The 17557-nt window shown below is 62.2% G+C and carries 13 protein-coding genes; 4 read left to right on the plus strand and 9 right to left on the minus strand.

Annotation, left to right across the window (positions count from 1 at the left end; translation table 11 throughout):
* The first annotated feature begins 134 nt into the window (after positions 1 to 134).
* A complete protein-coding gene (locus B7H23_RS07010; RefSeq protein WP_094076580.1) occupies positions 135 to 4355 on the plus strand; it encodes a response regulator in 4221 nt (1406 codons plus the stop codon).
* Positions 4356 to 4401: 46 nt separating this feature from the next.
* Here B7H23_RS07010 and B7H23_RS07015 read toward each other — a convergent pair whose 3' ends face one another.
* The 5 genes from B7H23_RS07015 to B7H23_RS07035 all read right to left on the minus strand — a co-directional run bounded on the left by B7H23_RS07015 (position 4402) and on the right by B7H23_RS07035 (position 8487).
* Positions 4402 to 4680, minus strand: coding sequence for a hypothetical protein (locus tag B7H23_RS07015; RefSeq protein WP_094076581.1), 279 nt, complete (start codon positions 4678 to 4680; stop codon positions 4402 to 4404).
* A gap of 168 nt (positions 4681 to 4848) precedes the next feature.
* Complete coding sequence (locus B7H23_RS07020; RefSeq protein WP_420814473.1) at positions 4849 to 5706, minus strand: metal ABC transporter permease; 858 nt, start codon at positions 5704 to 5706, stop codon at positions 4849 to 4851.
* Entirely contained in the window at positions 5706 to 6608 is a 903-nt protein-coding gene (locus B7H23_RS07025) for a metal ABC transporter permease (protein WP_094076583.1), read from the minus strand. The genes B7H23_RS07020 and B7H23_RS07025 overlap by 1 nt, the downstream gene beginning before the upstream one ends.
* Positions 6608 to 7546, minus strand: coding sequence for a manganese/iron ABC transporter ATP-binding protein (locus B7H23_RS07030; protein ID WP_420814464.1), 939 nt, complete (start codon positions 7544 to 7546; stop codon positions 6608 to 6610). The genes B7H23_RS07025 and B7H23_RS07030 overlap by 1 nt, the downstream gene beginning before the upstream one ends.
* The gene (locus B7H23_RS07035) at positions 7543 to 8487 is read right to left on the minus strand and encodes a metal ABC transporter substrate-binding protein (protein WP_420814465.1); all 945 of its coding nucleotides are present in this window, start codon (positions 8485 to 8487) and stop codon (positions 7543 to 7545) included. Before B7H23_RS07035 ends, B7H23_RS07030 begins: the two co-directional genes overlap by 4 nt.
* 111 nt (positions 8488 to 8598) lie before the next feature.
* Between B7H23_RS07035 and B7H23_RS07040 the strand changes: the two genes are divergently transcribed.
* Complete coding sequence (locus B7H23_RS07040; RefSeq protein WP_094076585.1) at positions 8599 to 9033, plus strand: Fur family transcriptional regulator; 435 nt, start codon at positions 8599 to 8601, stop codon at positions 9031 to 9033.
* A 157-nt stretch (positions 9034 to 9190) separates the two neighbouring features.
* Here the strand turns inward: B7H23_RS07040 and B7H23_RS07045 are convergent, their stop codons facing one another.
* Together B7H23_RS07045 and xylB are read right to left on the minus strand one after the other, a co-directional pair.
* Positions 9191 to 10639, minus strand: a complete 1449-nt coding sequence (locus B7H23_RS07045; protein WP_094076586.1) for a class II fumarate hydratase — start codon at positions 10637 to 10639, stop codon at positions 9191 to 9193.
* Between the two features lie 54 nt (positions 10640 to 10693).
* Positions 10694 to 12166 (minus strand): xylulokinase, encoded by a 1473-nt coding sequence (gene xylB, locus B7H23_RS07050; RefSeq protein ID WP_094076587.1) that lies wholly within the window; start codon positions 12164 to 12166, stop codon positions 10694 to 10696.
* A gap of 282 nt (positions 12167 to 12448) precedes the next feature.
* Between xylB and B7H23_RS07055 the strand changes: the two genes are divergently transcribed.
* Complete coding sequence (locus tag B7H23_RS07055; protein WP_206608859.1) at positions 12449 to 13570, plus strand: TRAP transporter substrate-binding protein; 1122 nt, start codon at positions 12449 to 12451, stop codon at positions 13568 to 13570.
* Positions 13571 to 13676: 106 nt separating this feature from the next.
* Here the strand turns inward: B7H23_RS07055 and B7H23_RS07060 are convergent, their stop codons facing one another.
* Both B7H23_RS07060 and B7H23_RS07065 read right to left on the minus strand, forming a co-directional pair.
* Positions 13677 to 14519 (minus strand): hypothetical protein, encoded by an 843-nt coding sequence (locus B7H23_RS07060; RefSeq protein WP_094076589.1) that lies wholly within the window; start codon positions 14517 to 14519, stop codon positions 13677 to 13679.
* Complete coding sequence (locus B7H23_RS07065) at positions 14516 to 16711, minus strand: vWA domain-containing protein (protein ID WP_094076590.1); 2196 nt, start codon at positions 16709 to 16711, stop codon at positions 14516 to 14518. Before B7H23_RS07065 ends, B7H23_RS07060 begins: the two co-directional genes overlap by 4 nt.
* A gap of 94 nt (positions 16712 to 16805) precedes the next feature.
* On the opposite strand from B7H23_RS07065, the gene B7H23_RS07070 reads away from it, so the two are divergent.
* Complete coding sequence (locus B7H23_RS07070) at positions 16806 to 17525, plus strand: helix-turn-helix transcriptional regulator (protein ID WP_094076591.1); 720 nt, start codon at positions 16806 to 16808, stop codon at positions 17523 to 17525.
* Positions 17526 to 17557: the final 32 nt, after the last annotated feature.

The raw sequence follows: 17557 nt of genomic DNA on the forward strand, positions 1-17557 counted from the left end.
TTCCGCAGGCTCATGGACGCTGCGGTTGCCGTTCGGTCATCCCTTAAAATCGCTGTTAACGTTAACGTTCATTCAAGATGTGAGGCCTAGTCTCTGCTCATAGTTCGTACTCAAGAGGGCCAGGACAGGGCGGAATGGCGCCACATAACAGACCTTTAGGCGAAGCAACGACCGTTAGGGAACTGGACCATCCGCGGCTGGCCGGTCTCCTTGCGCTAAGCGCCGACTGGGTATGGGCAACCAATGAGGCGGGCCAAACCGTATCGGTGATTCCGACCAACGGCCAAAAGCCGGCGCGCCGGCTGCTTCGAACTTTTTCGGAATTGATCGCCGGATCGCGCGATCTGGGAGCCTTGCTCGCCGACGCGGAACCGTTCGAAGAGGTTCGCGTCCCGGCGCCGGACGGGCAGGGTGAACTCAGCCTTTCTGGAACCCCGATTGTTTCGGAAAGCGGTGTTTTCGAAGGGTTCGAAGGCGTTGCTCGCCGCATTCGGTCGGACCGGCCTGATGCGCAGGCAGAGTCCGTTTCCCCTGATGTGAAAACTTTGGAGCTGTGGCAGGAAACGAGCGCTACGTCGGACTATATCCGTCGTTTCGAGGCCGCCATGAACACCATGAATGCCGGCTTCATGGTTTGGGACAGCGAGGACCGGCTGGTCTTCGCCAATGATGTGATCCGACAGGTGGCCGACGGGCCCGACAAGGTCTATCCCGGCCAGACCTATAGGGAATTTCTGACATTCTACGCCTATAGCGGCTGGGCGCCCAAACTGGTCGGAATCGAGGAAAGCTGGATCGAGAACGCGATCGCCCGCCGGCATGAAGCGACGGGCGTGCCGCTCGAAATAAGGAACAGGGACGGTCGCGTCTATCAGATCCGCCAGCACAAGACCGAATATGGCGACCGGGTCGAATTTCTGATCGACGTCACAACGTTGCGGCAGGCGCTCTGCGAAACCAGACGCTCCCGCCAAAAGCTCGAAATGGTTCTCGATACCGTTCCCGCGCAGATCGTCATGTACGACAAGGACGACCATTTCGTCTTCGCCAATGCGAAAGCGCTCCAGGCCGAACCTGAACTGAAGGCAGTCCGGACCGAAGGGACGACCTTGGGCGAAGTCGTGCGTTCGGCTGTCGAAAACAAGCTGTTCGATTATATCGACAATGAAGAACAGAACCGTCTGTTTCACGAAGACCCGCAGAAATGGATCGATGCCACTCTGCAAAGGTGGTCGAAACCGCTGAGCGAGACGACCATACGACGTCTTCGGGACGGGCGTTGGATCGAAAGCGCCTATTTCCGCCATGAAGACGGAACGTTTATCGGCGTCCGATTCGACATAACCGAACAAAAGAAAGCCGAACTTCGTCTTCAGGCGATCCACGAGCAGTTGGAATCAATCGTCGAATCGATGCCGGCCTCCGTCGTGGTCTATGACGAGAACAATCGTTTCGTCATGGCAAACGGTATGGTGAACACGCTTATGCCGGAAATGCAGGATTTTCACAGAAAGCCGGGTGGCACGTTGCGCGATGCGTTCCGCCTCGGTCGCGAGCGCGGCTATTTCCGCAATATAGGCGATGAAAAGACCGTTGCTCTCTACGATGAGGATATCGAAACCTGGCTCGATGCGATGGAGCGCTTCTACGACGAGCCGGAGCGGGTCGACGAACATCAATTGCCGGACGGCCGTTGGTTCAAGGCGTTCAATCGCCGCCTGCCGAACGGTTTCTTCGTGGGCATTCGCGTCGACATCACCGAACAGAAACAGGCGGAACTCAGGTCCGAAGCCATGCGGCAAAGGCTTGTGAGCGTTCTGGACAGCCTGCATCTCGACGTTCTGATCTACGATGAGAACAACAATCTGCTTCTCATCAACAAGCGGATGCGCCAGAAAATCGCAGAAGGAATGCACGAACCGGGCCAGACGTTACGTGATACGCTACGGATCGGCTATCGCAACGGCCTTTACCGCTACGTCCAGGACGAGCGGATCAATGCGCTTTACGGCCAGGACGAAGATGCCTGGATCGATGCGATGGAGCAGTATTACGACGAGCCCTATCGCTGCTACGAACGACGGCGGCGAGACGGCAGCTGGTACCGGGCGATCGATGTGCGCACCGATGACGGCCTGCTCGTCATGATCCGTGTGGATCTGTCCAAAGAAAAACGCATTCAGGACGATCTGGAGAAATCGCTCGAAGAGATCGAACTGTTCCGCGAAATCGTCGATAACGTGCCGGTCGCAATCTACACCAAGGATGTGGAAGGGCGTCTGACCTACGCCAATGAGAGCTGGGGTCGTATGAGCCAGCTCGATCGTCACGCGGTGATCGGCAAGACGGATGTCGAACTGTTCGGCGAATCCGGTGTGACCTTCGCCGAAAACGATGCCTTTGTCATGCGGGAGTTCGAGGAAGGTCGAGCCCACGAGGGCATCGAGATCGCCGAAACGCGGCTGTTGCCCGATGGCAGTACCCAATATCAGCACTCCAGCAAGAGCCGCCTGGAACTGAATGGCGAGCCCTTCCTGCTCGGCTCGACGATCGATGTCACGGAAGCACGCGAGCGGGAAGCCGAACTGGCGGAAGCGCGCAAGCAGGCAGAACTGGCTGATCGTGCGAAAAGCGAATTCCTGGCGAATATGAGCCATGAAATCCGCACGCCGATGAATGGCGTACTCGGCATGGCGGAATTGCTATCCAGCACGAACCTGTCCGGCAAGCAGCGCACCTTCACGGACGTTATTCTCAAAAGCGGCAATGCGCTTCTCACCATCATCAACGACATTCTGGATTTCTCCAAGATCGATGCCGGGCAACTGGTCCTGAAGGAGAGCCCGTTTGATCTCGAGGAGGCGATTCAGGACGTCGCAACGCTCATGAGCGTGCGGGCCAAGGAAAAGGATCTGGAGCTCATCGTCCGCTATGCGCCCGATCTGCCGACCCATGTGATCGGGGATGTCGGCCGGGTCCGGCAGATCGTTACCAATCTGGTGGGCAACGCCGTCAAATTCACCGAGGAAGGCCATGTTCTGGTCGATGTCAGCGGAGCCGCCAAAGCGGACGGTCTTGCACTGACGATCAGCGTGCAGGATACGGGCATCGGCATTCCCGCCGACAAGCTGCAATCGGTTTTCGACAAGTTCAGCCAGGTCGATACATCGTCCACCCGCCGCCACGAAGGCACGGGTCTCGGACTGGCCATCACCGCGCGGCTGATCGAACTGATGGATGGCACCATCGGCGTCGAAAGCACATTTGGCGAAGGCACGACCTTTGCGCTCAAACTGACGCTGCCGCTTGCCGAAGACCAGTTGCCCGCCAAGATCGTTCACACCGACGTTTCAGGCGCGCGCGTTCTCATTATCGACGACAATTCGGTCAATCGTTCGATCCTGCTGGAACAGATGGCATCCTGGAGCTTCGATGCCTGCGCCGCCACGTCCGGCACTGAGGGTATGGCCATTCTGGAGGCCGCCAGGAAAGCCGGGATGCCCGTCGATTGCCTTGTTCTGGACTATCAGATGCCGGTCATGAACGGCGAAGAGGTTGCGCGCGCCATACGAGCGAACCCTTCCTTCAATGATCTGTCGATCGTCATGCTCACATCCGTCGATCATGGGATCAATCAGTCGAAATGCAACGAGATCGGCGTCGATGGCTATCTCATCAAACCGGCGCGTTCCTCGATACTGCTCGATGCGATCGTCACCGTGCTTCACGAGCGTCGGACGAACGACGCGGGCGATAGCCAGGCGAACGGCCGCGTCTTTCAGCCCACCGAGACCACGATTCCCGCCGGGGGCGGAACGGCTCCTACAAAGACGATGGGCGATGGCGAGCCGATGGGCATTCCTCTGCCGGACGGTGGCGATGCGGACGAAGCAGGTGCGGCAGGTCGGAAGCCGGACGCGGCGCCTTCCGATGAATTACTATCGCCAAGCACAGGAAGGCTCGATCTTCTGATTGCTGAGGATAATGAGGTCAACCAGATGGTCATGGAGCAGATTCTGGAGAACCTGCCCTATTCCTACGAGGTCGTGGAGAATGGCGAACTGGCGGTCGAGGCGTTTCTGAAGCAGCGGCCGCAAATGGTTCTCATGGATGTTTCCATGCCCAAGATGAACGGCTTGGAAGCCACGGCTCATATTCGGCGGATCGAGAAGAAGCATGGTCTCGATCCCACGCCGATCATCGCGGTGACGGCCCATGCGCTAAAGGGCGATCGAGAGCGCTGTCTCGATAGCGGGATGAACGATTATCTGTCGAAGCCGATCAATCATGCCGCGCTGCGGGACATGCTGACCCGTTATTTCGACAGTGAGGCGGACTTGCGCAAAACCGCGTGAAAAGGCCGCCTAACAGGCGGCCTTTTCGGAGTTGTCGTCGAATGGCTTAGCGATAATTACGCGGGCATTCGGCTTCGTAACGGCGGCCGCGCGAATCTTCGTACACGCAGTAGTTCTTGCGCTCGGTGGACTTGCCGAGCACGAAGCCGCCGGCACCGCCTGCAATGGCGCCCAGAGCCGCGCTTTCGACATTGCCGCCAATGGCGGTGCCGAGAGCTGCGCCGCCGATAGCGCCGGCAGCCGTGGTCTGTTCGGTGGTGGTGCAGCCCGATGCTACGCCAAGCGCGCCAACGGATGCGAGAACGATCGCTGTTTTCTTGAACATGGAGTTTCCTTTCCCTCTCCCGGCAAAAACGCCGGATAGACCATAGCATCCGGAGCAGAAAACGTCTGGGTCATTCAAAAAACCCGCACCCGCCACGAACGTCTATGGACGTTTGAATGTCCCTGTCGCCGGAAGGTTCCATCAACTTCGTGTCGAAAGAATGGATAGTTAACGAAGCGGATGCCTTTGTCGCCGCATTGTCGCACCATCGGCCATCTGTTCGCGAAGAAATGCGGCGGCAAAAATGACCGTCATGACCAGCACGATGGAGGCAGAAGGGCTCGCCGCCAGCCAGTAGCTTGCCCACAGGCCGAAAACCGTGCTGAAGGCCGCGATGGCCGAACTCACGACGAGCATTGTGGAAAAGCGGCGAACGAGAAGAAAGGCGGTCGCACCCGGGGTGATAAGAAACGCGATGGCGAGAATGATGCCGACCGCCTGCAGCGCTGCGACCACCAGAATGGAGATCGCAGCAAGCAGCGCGGTGTTCAAAGGACCCGTCGGAATGCCTATGGCGCGCGCGTGCTGTTCGTCGAAGGTGATCAATTCGAGGTCGCGCCGCATGAAGAGCAGGAAGATCGTGGTGAGAAGACCGATCACGATGGCCTGTACCAGGTCGCTTCGCCTTATGCCGAGCATGTCGCCGAACAGGATGTGGTTCAGGTGAAGGCCTGATGGGAACGCCACGAAAAGCACCACACCAAGCCCGAACATGCCGGCGAACACGATACCGAGCGCCGTGTCCGGCTTGATCCTCGAATTGGCCTGCAGATAGCCTGCTGAAAGGGCGGTGATCATCGCGGCGCAGAATGCCCCGAACGCGATGGGCAGACCGGCCAGCCAGGCCAACACGACGCCGGGCAGAACCGCGTGGCTGATCGCATCGCCCATCAACGACCAGCCGCGCAGGACCAGAATGCAGGACAGCATGGCCATCGGAACGGCCACGACCAGCGTGGTAAGCAGCGCGGTGCGCATGAAACCGTAGGACCAGGGTAACACGACGCTGTTGACGATTGCATCGATCATGGCGCCGGTCCATCGATGGGGGCAGGCGAACCGGTCAGATTGCTCTTTTTGCGGCCAAGCCGCGTCATCCGCCCACGCCGCTTGGCCGCGATCAAGCCGTGACGCGGGGCGAAGATAAAAGCGGCAAGGAAGACGAGCGTCTGCAGAACGACGATCACGCCGCCCGTCGCGCCGTTCAGAAACCAGCTTGCCCATGCACCGAAAAAGCACGTCGCCGTTCCGATCAACACCGCCAGCGCGATCAGCCTTCCGAACCGGTCGGTCAGAAGGTAGGCCGTCGCACCCGGCGTCACGATCATGGCGATGACCAGAAACGCGCCAACCGTCTGGAGGGCCGCAACGGTCGAAGCGGCGAGCAGCGCGAAGAACAGAACCCGCATCCTGTCCGGGTCGATGCCGACATTGCGGGCGTGATCGGGGTCGAAAAAGGCGACGACCAGATCCTTCCATCTGAGCAGCAGTACCGCCATCGTCACAGTCGAGATTATCAGAAGCTGCAAGGCATCGGCCGGCGCGATGGCGAGGATATTGCCGAGCACGATGGCTTCGAGATTCACCGCAACAGGATTGCGCGACACCATGAAAAGGCCGAGTCCGAAGAAGGCGGTGAAGATGATGCCCATAATGGCGTCTTCCTTCAGCCGCGTTCGCCGGTTGACGGCGATGATGGCCGCCGCCGCCAGCCCGCCGGAGAGGAAGGCCCCGGCGGCGAAGGGCAGACCCAGCATATAGGCACCGGCAACACCCGGCACGATGGAGTGAGACAGCGCATCGCCGATCAGCGACCAGCCCTTCAGCATGACGAAAGCGGACAGGAAGGCGCAGACCGCGCCGGTCAGCGACGCCAGCAGGATCGCATTGCGCATATATTCATAGGTGAAGGGTTCGAAGAGGCTCATCACCTTGTCGGCTCGTCATCTTCGATTTCAGGCACGCCGTCATCTGCCGCCTTATGCGGCTGGTGTTCGTCGCCGTAGAGCACGAAGGGCCGTTCCTCATCGGTGATGACGGTCAGGTGCCGCTCATCGTGATCCTCGTGCAGATCGGTGCCGGCCAGCACGAAATGGCGCAGCGTGCCGCCGAAGGCCTCCTTCAGATTGTCGGGATTGAAGACCTCGGCGGTCGGACCGCTCGCCAGAACCGTGCCGCGCACGAAGACGGTCCTGTCGCAATATTCAGGCACCGAGCCGAGGTCGTGCGTGGAGACCAGAATGACGGAGCCTTCTTCCCGCAATTCGCGCAGGAGCGAAATGATCTTCTCTTCGGTGCCGACATCGACGCCGGTAAAAGGCTCGTCGAGCAAAATCAGATCGGCCTGCTGGGCCAGCGCACGGGCCAGGAAAACGCGTTTCCTCTGGCCGCCGGAAAGTTCGCCGATCTGGCGGGTGGCGTAATCCTGCATCCCGACCCGAGCCAGCGCACCGGCCACTTTCTCATGGTCCCGCCGTCGCGCGCGGCGCAGCCATCCCATATGGCCGTATCGGCCCATCATCACCACATCGCGCACCAGCACCGGAAAGGTCCAGTCGACCTCCTCGGCCTGGGGCACGTAGGCGATGCAGTTTGCGCGGCGAGCCTCGCTCACCGTTCCTCCGAACACGCGAACCGAGCCCTCGGCCAGTGGCACGAAACCCATGATTGCCTTGAATAGGGTGGATTTTCCCGCGCCATTGATGCCGACGAGAGCGGAAATGGTGCCGGTCGGCATGGTGCAGCTGGCGCCCCGAAGCGCCGTATGGCCATTGCGGTAGGTGACCGTGACGTTGTCGATGACAAGGCCGCCGTTCATCTCCGCCAAGGGGCTGCCGGGCGCTCGATCCATGCGGCGGGCGCTCATCGTTCCAACGCCTTCGCAATGGCGTCCGTCGTCACTGTCATCAGATCGAGATAACTTGGCACCGGTCCGCCCGGCTCCGAAAGGCTGTCGACATAGAGAACGCCGCCATAGGCAACGCCCGCTTCGCGCGCGACCTGTCTGGCGGGTTTGTCGGAGACGGTGCTTTCGGAGAAGACGGCCGGTGCGCCGCTCTGCCGGACATCGGTAATCATGACCCGCATCTGGTCGGGTGTGCCCTGCGCATCGGCATTCATAGGCCAGATATAAAGTTCGCGCAGGCCGAGATCGCGCGCGAGATAGGAGAACGCGCCTTCCGATGTCGCCAGAACGCGGCGCTCCTCGGGCACCGCGGCGAGTCGCTCACGCAGCGTGCCATCCAAGGCATCGATTTTCGCAAGGTAGGATTCGGCGTTGGCGCGGTAGGCCTCTTCGCTGTCCGGGTCGATTTCGATGAGCGCTTCGCGGATATTCTCAACGTAGAGGCGGGCATTGCTGAGGCTCATCCAGGCGTGCGGATTCGGCACGTCGGCCCCGTCCACGCCGATGGAGATCGGCTCCACACCCTCAGACACAAGAATGGACGGCGCGTCGATGCCTTCGAGGAACCGCTCGAACCAGATTTCCAGATTGAGGCCGTTCCAAAGCAGCAGATCGGCAGACTGGATCGAGGCGATGGCCGGGGGCGTCGGCTGATAGGTATGCACATCCGCCCCGATTGGCACGATTGAAACGACCTCCGCTTCTTCACCGCCGACATTGCGCGCCAGATCGGCGACGATGCTGAAGGTCGTCACGACCATCGGCTTGCCATCTGCAACGCCGGAACCGGCGTCGGCCGAAGCCTCGTTGCCGCCGCGCCCGCTATCCGAACAGGCGGAGAGCACAGCAAGGGCGATTGCCGCCATAAGGATACGAGGGATCGAACGCACACAGAACTCCATGATCGGTCATAGGCGCAAATGCATATGACAATAATTCGCAACTGGCAAGCTCTTGCGAATGAGTTGCATTTAAAATTGAACTGGATTTCGCCTCGTGCTAGCACGCAGTTCATGACAGAACGCGATCCGCAGATTCTCGACGAGCTGGAAAACGATCTGCGCGCCGAAGGCGTTCGGATCACGCGTCAGCGCATGGCGATCCTCTCCGCGCTGGCGGGATCGACGGATCACCCGACCGCCGAGGAACTGCTGAGCCGCGCTCGCGAGCAGGACCCGTCGGTTTCGCTGGCGACAGTCTATCGTACCCTCTCAATCCTGGTCGAAGGCGGTACGGTGCTGCGCAACGAGTTCGAGGGAACGGGCGCGCGGTTCGAGCTGGCGGACAAGCCGCATCACGATCACCTGATCGACCTCGATACGGGCGATGTGATCGAGTTCAGTTCGCGGCGCATCGAGAAGCTGCAGGAAGAGATCGCCGAGGAACTGGGCTACGATATCGTCTATCACCGGCTCGAACTCTATGGGCGGGTGAAGAAGAAACCGTAGGGACTTCCTGGGGACTTTTTCGCCTATTGCTCTACCGTCATTCCGGGGCTTGTACCCGGAATCCAGAAGACAACGGCGCCACCCGGGATCCCGGCAATAAATGCCGAGATGACGGTCGTTATTGAATGCCGGGATGACGGCGTGACCGATGCTGGCTTCACGCGCCTGCCAGGCCGTCGCCGGTCATCGTTTCGGGACGGATGATGCGGTCATACTCTTCTTCAGTCACCTTGCCGCTGCGCAGCGCGGCCTGTCGCAAGGTGTCGCCTGTCTTGGCTGCATCCTTGGCGATATCGGCGGCAGCGTTGTAGCCGATCTCCGGCGCGAGCGCCGTCACCAGCATGAGCGAGCGCTCGACGTCGCCATCGATCCGCTCGCGGTTCAGTTCGGTGCCCTCGATGCAGAAGCGCCGAAAATTGATGGCGCCATCGGTCAGGATGCGGACGGAACGAAGCACATTGTCGATGACGACCGGGCGCATCACGTTCAATTGAAGATTGCCGCGCGCGCCGCCCATCGCCACGGCCTGATCGTTCGCCATGACCTGAATGGCGATCATCATCAGCGCCTCGCTCTGCGTCGGGTTGACCTTGCCCGGCATGATGGACGAGCCCGGCTCGTTCGGCGGGATCTGCAATTCGCCAAGGCCGAGGCGCGGGCCGGAGGCCAGCCAGCGAATATCGTCTGCAAGCTTCATGAGGACGACCGCCACGCCGCGCAGCCCGCCGCTCGCCTTCACCATGGCGTCGAGCCCGCCCTGTGCGGCGAATTTGTTCGGCGCGGTGACGAAGGTCTTGCCGGTCAGGTCCGCGATTTCCGCTGCGGTATCGGCCGAGAAACCCTCCGGTGCGTTGAGGCCGGTGCCGACGGCGGTGCCGCCGAGCGCCAGTTCCAGCAGCTTGCCGCTGGTCTCCTCGACGGTTTCGATGGCGTCACGAAGCTGGCCTGCCCAGCCATGCCATTCCTGCCCGACCGTTACCGGTACCGCGTCCTGCAAATGGGTGCGGCCGGTCTTGACCACATCCATCCAGCCATCGGCCTTCGTCTCGATGGCGCCGGCAAGATCGCGAAGCGCCGGCAGCAGATCGTCATCAATGGCGATTTTCGCGGCGATATGCATGGCGGTCGGAAAGGTGTCGTTCGATGACTGGCCCATATTGACGTCATCGTTCGGGCCGACCGGGTCCTGGCTGCCGAGTTCGCCGCCAAAAAGCTGGATGGCGCGGTTCGCGATCACCTCATTGACGTTCATGTTGGTCTGGGTGCCGGACCCCGTCTGCCAGACGAAGAGCGGAAAATGATCGTCCAGCTTGCCGCCGATCACCTCGTCCGCCGCGCGGATGATCGCGTCGGCCTTCCAGTCCGCAAGGCGGCCCGCCTTGCGGTTGACGATGGCGCAGGCCTTCTTGACGACGCCATAGGCACGGTGAACCTCCGGCGCCATCCTGTCGCGGCCGATGGAGAAATGGTACAGCGAACGCTGCGTTTGCGCGCCCCAATAACGGTCGGCCGGCACCTCGACCTTGCCGAGGCTGTCGAACTCCGCGCGCATACCCTCGGCATCGATACCGATGGGCCGGTCTGTCATTTGCGGGTGGTCGCTCATGGGGTGCTCCTGTCCTTGCCACCCATTTAATGCAGCGGACGATGGAAAGAAGCGTCAGTCCTCGCTTCCGTCCGGGCGGGCAAGGGGGGCAAGCGCGTGATAGAGCGCACGGTAGCGTCGGTGGCGCTCGGCATGATGGTCGGCCTGATCGACGTTCGCCTCGAAGACCTTTTCGGTCGCCGGCTTTTCAGCCAGATCGTCGAGGGAGAGTTCGCCGCTCATCACCGCTGCGAGACGCGCCGCGCCATAGGCCGGACCGGTCTCCGCGCCGACCGTCCGCACCAGCGTGAGACCGAGCGCATCGGCAAGCGTCTGCAACACAAGATCGCTGCGCGTGCCGCCGCCGATCGCCATGGCCCGGTCGACCACGCCGCCAGCCGCTGCCAAACTGTCACGCGCGTCGCGAAAGCAATAGGCGATGGCGTCGATCACGGCGCGGGCCATCTCGCCGCGGCTCGTGGAAGATTCCAAGCCGGAGAAGGTGCCGCGAATATAGGGGTCGTTATGCGGGCTCCGTTCGCCCGTGAGATAGGGCAGGAAGAGCGGCAGCCGATCCTCTCTTGCTTGGCCCGCCTCGGCCAGAAGGGTCGGGATGTCGGCGCCGGCCACCGATGAAAACCAGGCCAGTGGCGACGCGCCGTTCAGCATAACGCCCATGCGGAACCAGCGCTCCGGCACCGCATGGGCAAAAGCGTGGACGTAGCTTTCCGGGTTGGGCCGATAGGTCTCGTCGGCAATGAAGAACTGCCCGGACGTGCCGAGCGACAAAAACGCATCGCCGTCTTTCACCGCGCCGATGCCGACCGCGCCGGTCGCCGCATCGCCGCCGCCCGCCGCGACGGGCGTTCCCGGCTGGAGGTCGAGCGCCTCGGCCGCCTCTGCGGTCAGACGGCCGCTTTCCTCGGTGCCTTCGTAGAGGGCCGGCAACCAGGCGGGATCGGTCGCGCTCGCCTCACACAGCGCGTCCGACCATTGGCGGCGCGCTTCGTCCAGCCAGAGCGTGCCGGCGGCATCGGCCATGTCGGTCGCCACTTCACCGGTCATTTGCAGGCGGACATAATCCTTCGGCAGCAGGATATGGGCGATCGCGCCGTAGGTTTCCGGCTCGTGGTCGCGCAACCACAGGATCTTCGGCGCGGTAAAGCCGGGCATGGCGGGCACGCCGGCGATCTGGCCGAGGCCCGGCAGGTTCTCCGCCATGACGTTGCATTCGGCGAAGGCGCGCCCATCGTTCCAGAGAATCGCCGGGCGAAGGGGACGCCGGTCCGCGCCCAGAACGGTTGCGCCATGCATCTGGCCGGACAGGCCGATGGCGGCGATCTTCGCCCATGCGTCCGGTGCGTGGGCACGAGCTTCGGCGCAAGCGGCAACTGTCGCCGTCCACCAATCGTCAGGCGCCTGCTCGCTCCAGAGCGGACGGGGGCTCGAAATCGTCAGCGGCGCGCTCGCGGTCGCGACGACATCGCCATGAGCTGGCGCGACGACGACCTTGACGGCCGAGGTCCCGATATCGATGCCAAGAAACATGGAAACCCTCCCAATACCGGCCGGACCACCGTGCCCGCCGATCATCCGGTTTTTCGAGGCGACACATAGCACAGGCGGCCGCCCGGGGAAGTTCCTATCGACCAGGGTTCATCCGGCTCTTCGGCACCGCATGGCAGGGCTGGACGAGATATCCCCTTGCTATGATGCCGCGCCGATCTCCATCGATTTTCGTAAAATCCAGCGCTCGACAGTTGCATCTGCAACCTTCCTGTCGAATGATGGGTTCATGCATACCGCATCGGTATGGAGAGGAGGATTGCAATGAACTACACCCGTCACATGTTTATGGCCGGAATGGTCGGACTGGGCGCTCTTTTGGCCAGCGGCGCTGCACAGGCGCAGGAGGTCACGCTCCGGCTGCATCAGTTTCTGCCGCCGCAGGCCAATGTGCCGCAATTCGTGATCGATCCGTGGATCGAGCGGGTTGAGGAAGCCGCTGGCGGCAAGCTCAAGATCGAGCACTTTCCGGCCATGCAGCTCGGTGGCAAGCCACCGGAGCTGATCGATCAGGTGATCGACGGGGCGGTCGACATCGCATGGACGGTGAACGGCTTTACGCCCGGCCGCTTTCCCCGGCCGGAAGTCTTCGAACTTCCCTTCATGATGACCAACGCCGAAGCGGCCTCCCGCGCCTATTGGGAACTCTTCGAAAAGGAGATGAAGGACACCGATTACGCCAATCTCCATATGCTCGGCGCATGGGTTCACGGCCCGGGCGTGCTGCACGTCAACAAACCGGTCGAAACCATGGACGACATGGCGAACGTCAAGTTCCGCACGCCGAGCCGGATGATCGGCTTCCTTCTGGAAGAGCTCAACGCCGCGCCAATCGGCATGCCGATCACCTCGATCCCCGAAGCGCTGTCCAAAGGCGTGATCGACGGCGCGGTGGTGCCGTGGGAAGTGACGACGGCGCTGAAAATTCCCGAAATGGTCAAGAACCACACCGAGTTTGCCGAGGGCAACGCCTTCTACACCGTCACCTTCACGCTCTCCATGAACAAGGCCAAATATGAGAGCCTGCCGGACGATATCAAAAAGGCCATCGACGACAATTCCGGCATGGAATTCTCCGCGATGGGCGGCAAGATCCAGGCTTCCTACGATGCCCCGGCGCGCGAGAAGGCCGTGGAGATGGGCAACAACATCATCACCATCAGCCCGGAAGAAACGAAGAAATGGCGCGAAGCCGCGCAGCCCGTCTATGAACGCTGGGCCGCCGATATGGAAGCCAAGGGCATCGACGGCAAAGCGCTGATCGAAGAGGCGCAGGCGCTGATCGCCAAATATACCGAGCAGCAGGGCAATGGCTCTGCCGAACCGTCGACAGACGAAGCGGGCATGGACAAGCCTGCCGAAGGCGAGACGGCCCCCGCGCAGTAAGCAGGGGCGCTCCCCAAGCCAAAACAGAATGACGAACCCGGAGGGCGCAAGCCCTCCGGGTTCGTCGCTTCATTGGCCGCTGAGGCATCGGGCAAATCGCCGGCCGTCAGCCCCGTCGCTGCCAGACGCCCTCAATATCGACACGGCAGTTCTGACCACCACCGATTATTTTGGCCAGATGCGGCGCAAGGTTCAGTTTGATCCGCGTGCGGAGGCCGATGGTGTCGGTATCGCGTATCTCAATCCACTGGCGATTGCTGAAGGACATGCCGCTTTGCTGACCGGTCGTTTCCGGCGAAACCTCCACAATCGTCGACGCCCAGCTGTTCGGACCCGTCGTCTTCCAGGAAAAGCGCGCAAAGCCCGGTCCGATCGATGTCGGATCGAACGGGTCGGAAAAAGCCAGTTCGCGCGGTGTGCTCGGCGGGATTTGCTGCTTCATTGCTCCTGCGAGCATGGCGGGGCAGCCAGTCATGTCTTGCGAGACCAGTTCCGGCACCCAGGTGCCGTCGGCAGGCTGGATCGACAATCCGGCACTGTCTTGGTCAAACACCTCCTCCGGCGCTTTCTCCGGCAGCTTCGACAGATCGGCGGGTTTGCCCTTCTTCGCCGGAGGCAGCTTTTGCGGCGGGCTCGGCGTATGATCGAGCTCCACCTCGACCTCGCCATCGCCGCCGAACTGGCGATCGATCTCGTCCAGCGGCGCGCGCGACCAGCGCGGCGGCATACCCTCTTCCAGAATGACGATACTGACATCGTCCGGCGCGTTCCAGATATCGTCCGGCAGGCCGCTCTGGACGATCAGGCGGTCGACCGTTCGGAACGCCGCGCCCTTTCCATCGGCCGCCGGTGTGGCGACGATGATGGTCGAGGCGGAGGGTTCGGCCGTCTGCGCGTGCGCCATGGCCGTGCCGAGCAGCAGCGCGGTGACGAGAAGCGGTGCTCTCACTGGACTTCTCCTGCAGTGCGGGCCAGCAGGGCGTCGATCTGCGCCTGGGTCATGGGCTCGTTGCCGATGACGCCGCCTTCGAGGCCCGCCCGAATCATGGCAAAGTCCGCCAGATCGCCCGGGTCGTCCGTCTCATCATGGCAAAGCGTGCCAACCGGCACCTCGGTGCACGGCCCGAGATCGGCGGCGCGCTGGCGCATGTTGAGCGTGACGCCGAACGCTTTCGGCCCGTCTGCGCGTTTCGTCATCACCAGCGTCGGATGCTCGGCTTTGGCGCCGCCGGCTGTCGTGTAGCGATAGGGCGTTTCGGCCTGCCAATCCGGCGGAAGGGTCCAGGCCAGACCGGTTTCGGCGTCGAAATAGCGGCACGGGACCGGCGTATCGCAGCGATAATCCGAGCGGTTTTCGCCCTTGGCGGGCGGGGCGTCGTCCTCTCCAATGTGACTGGCGCTCGGCGGTATCAGGTCGATCGTGCCGACATCGAGGGTGATCGCGCCGTCCCGGTCGAGCTTCAGCCGGTAAGCGCCCGGTTCGAGCGCCGCCGGTACGCCGAAGCCTTCCGCCGTCTCCAGCGTCATCTGCGCCGCTTCCTGTCCGCTCTCATCGAGAAAAATGAGCCTGTCGCCGGCGCGGACAGCACCGTTCAGTCGCAGACCATCGGGATCGGACGTCACCAATGGTTCAGCCGCGACGATGGCCAGTTCCTGCGGCTCGACTTCGATCGGAAGACGCGCCATCTCGATGCGGTCGCCGTAAGGATCGGCGACGAGAATGACATCGTAGGGCCCGGGCGACATCGTGGCGAGAATGGAGGTGAATTCGCCGTCCAGTTCCGCACTGTCGATCTCCTCGCGATCGGCGCCGCCGCGCGGCACGATCCGGTAGCGTGCTTCCGGCATCGGCTCTTCGGCAGAGCCGTCGAGCCAGAGCGTGATCGCCTCGCCATGACGCGCGGGCGTGTCGAGCGCGATCCGGACGGTCGGCAGAGCCGCCTTCTCCGAGACGATCTCGACAGGCGCGTCCATATAGATGTCGTCGAGATTTTCGCCGGTGATGCGAAGGCGGTATCGGCCCGGCTCGTCCGGGATGCCCCACTCATCGGCATAGACGCCGACCGGTTCCGCCGAAAGAAAGCTGCGCTTGACGACTTCGCCGACTTCCTTCGCCCAGACCAGCCGCCAGGTCTGGTTTGGCGGCATCGGATCGCGCACATCGATACGAATTTCGGCCAGTTCGCCGGCCACGAACGGCCCTTCGGTCAGAAGCGCGAACCGCGTCCGGCCCACATCATAGGGGATTTCGTATCGCTCACCGGCGACCGGGGTGATCTCGATGCTGCCGCGCCCAATTCCCTCGGCCGTGATCCGCCATTCTTCGTCGCTCAATGTCACCGGCATCGCCTGCAATATCTGGTCCGCGCCGGTCAATGTGCCGAGATCGCGTGTTTCTCCGGTCGCCAGATTGGTCGCCGAAAAGGTGATTTCGGACGGCCGGCTGACCCCTTCGGCAGGCGCCAGGACGATCTTGATCTCTGTCGGGTTCGGCTCCTCCGGCTCGCTCGCCGCGACATCGGCAAAGGCTTCGTTCAGGCTGGCGGCGTCGGACGCATCGAGGTAGCGGCCGCCGGTGTTCTCCGCCAGGCACTGCAGCTGGGCCTTGTCGTCCGGATCGGTGATGTCAAAGCCGATGACATGCGCCGTGAAATCGACGCCAAGCCGCTCCAGTTCCGCGCCGACCGCGCAGGGGTCTGCGTTGCAGGTCTCGCGCCCATCGGAGAGCAGCACGACCGTGGCGGCGTTCTCGGTGAATTTCAGAACGTCGGCGGCCTTGCGCACGGCGTCGGAGAGCGGCGTCTTGCCCTTGGGCGTCAGCCGGTTCACAACGCCCGGCATGGCATCGGCCGATGTCCGGCTCGGCTTGGACATCACCTCGATATCGCTGCAATCGCCCTTGCGGCGGTGCCCATAGGCGACGAGGCCGGCAGCCACGCCGTCGCGCGCCCAACCGGCGGATAGATCGCCGAAAGCCTGACGGGCGATCTCGATCTTCGTCACGCCGTCGATCTGCCCCCACATCGAGCCGGACACGTCGAGCACGACCATGAGTTGGCGGCCATCGTCCGCCGCTATTGCGCATGGTCCTGCCGAGAGCCCTGCGGCAAGCGCCGCGAAGGCCAGAATTGTCTTTCGCATGGTTCTACCTGAGATTGGACAAGGGTTGCCGGAGCGTAACCGCGGCCACTATGCTCAACAAGCTCAGGATTTCCTCAGGTAGACGGTATCAATCGTGGATGCAGATCAGTTTGCCGACTATGTGGAGCGTCTCGGTCGGGCCGACTCCAGGGACGTGGTCTGGTCCGTCGTTTGCGGTTATTTCGATCAGGCCGGCTTCGATGGGGTGTTCTATGCCGATCTTGCGCCCGGCCGCGCGATCCTTCGCACCAATCTGACGAAATGCTGGACCGATCACTACGCCGCCGAGCACTATTTCGACATCGATCCCTTTTTCCGGCATTCCTGCAGCCAGTTGGCCGTGACCTCGACGGGTCAGGACTATTTCGACGAACACCCCTATCTCGACCGCCAGGAGCGCCAATTCATTCTAACGGCGGGCGAAACCGGCATGACGGCGGGGTTGGCGCTGCCCGTCCGCCTGGCCGGTCCGGGAGGGGTCGGCGGCTGGAACGTGGTGACGAGCCATGGCCGTGAAACGGTTGACCGCCTGCGTGGAAGTGGATGGAGGATCTTTCACCTCGCTGCGCTTCTGGCCCACGAGCGAATGCGCGACATGACCGCGACGGACAAATCCGCGCCGCTGACCGAGCGGGAGATGGAAACGCTGCGCTGGGCGGCCAGCGGCCTGCGAACCAAGGAAATCGCGCTGAAGATGCGCATCAGCGCGGCGACCGTGGAATTTCACGGCCGGAACGCCCGCCACAAGCTCGGCGCGAAAACCCGCGAGCAGGCCGTCGCCATCGCCCTGACACGCGGGCTGATAGCGATGTGAGGGGGCCATGCAAAAAGACGGTCCTGAAAGTT

It is taken from the genome of Notoacmeibacter marinus (assembly GCF_002238045.1).
GTDB classification, from domain to species: Bacteria; Pseudomonadota; Alphaproteobacteria; order Rhizobiales; family Rhizobiaceae; genus Notoacmeibacter; species Notoacmeibacter marinus.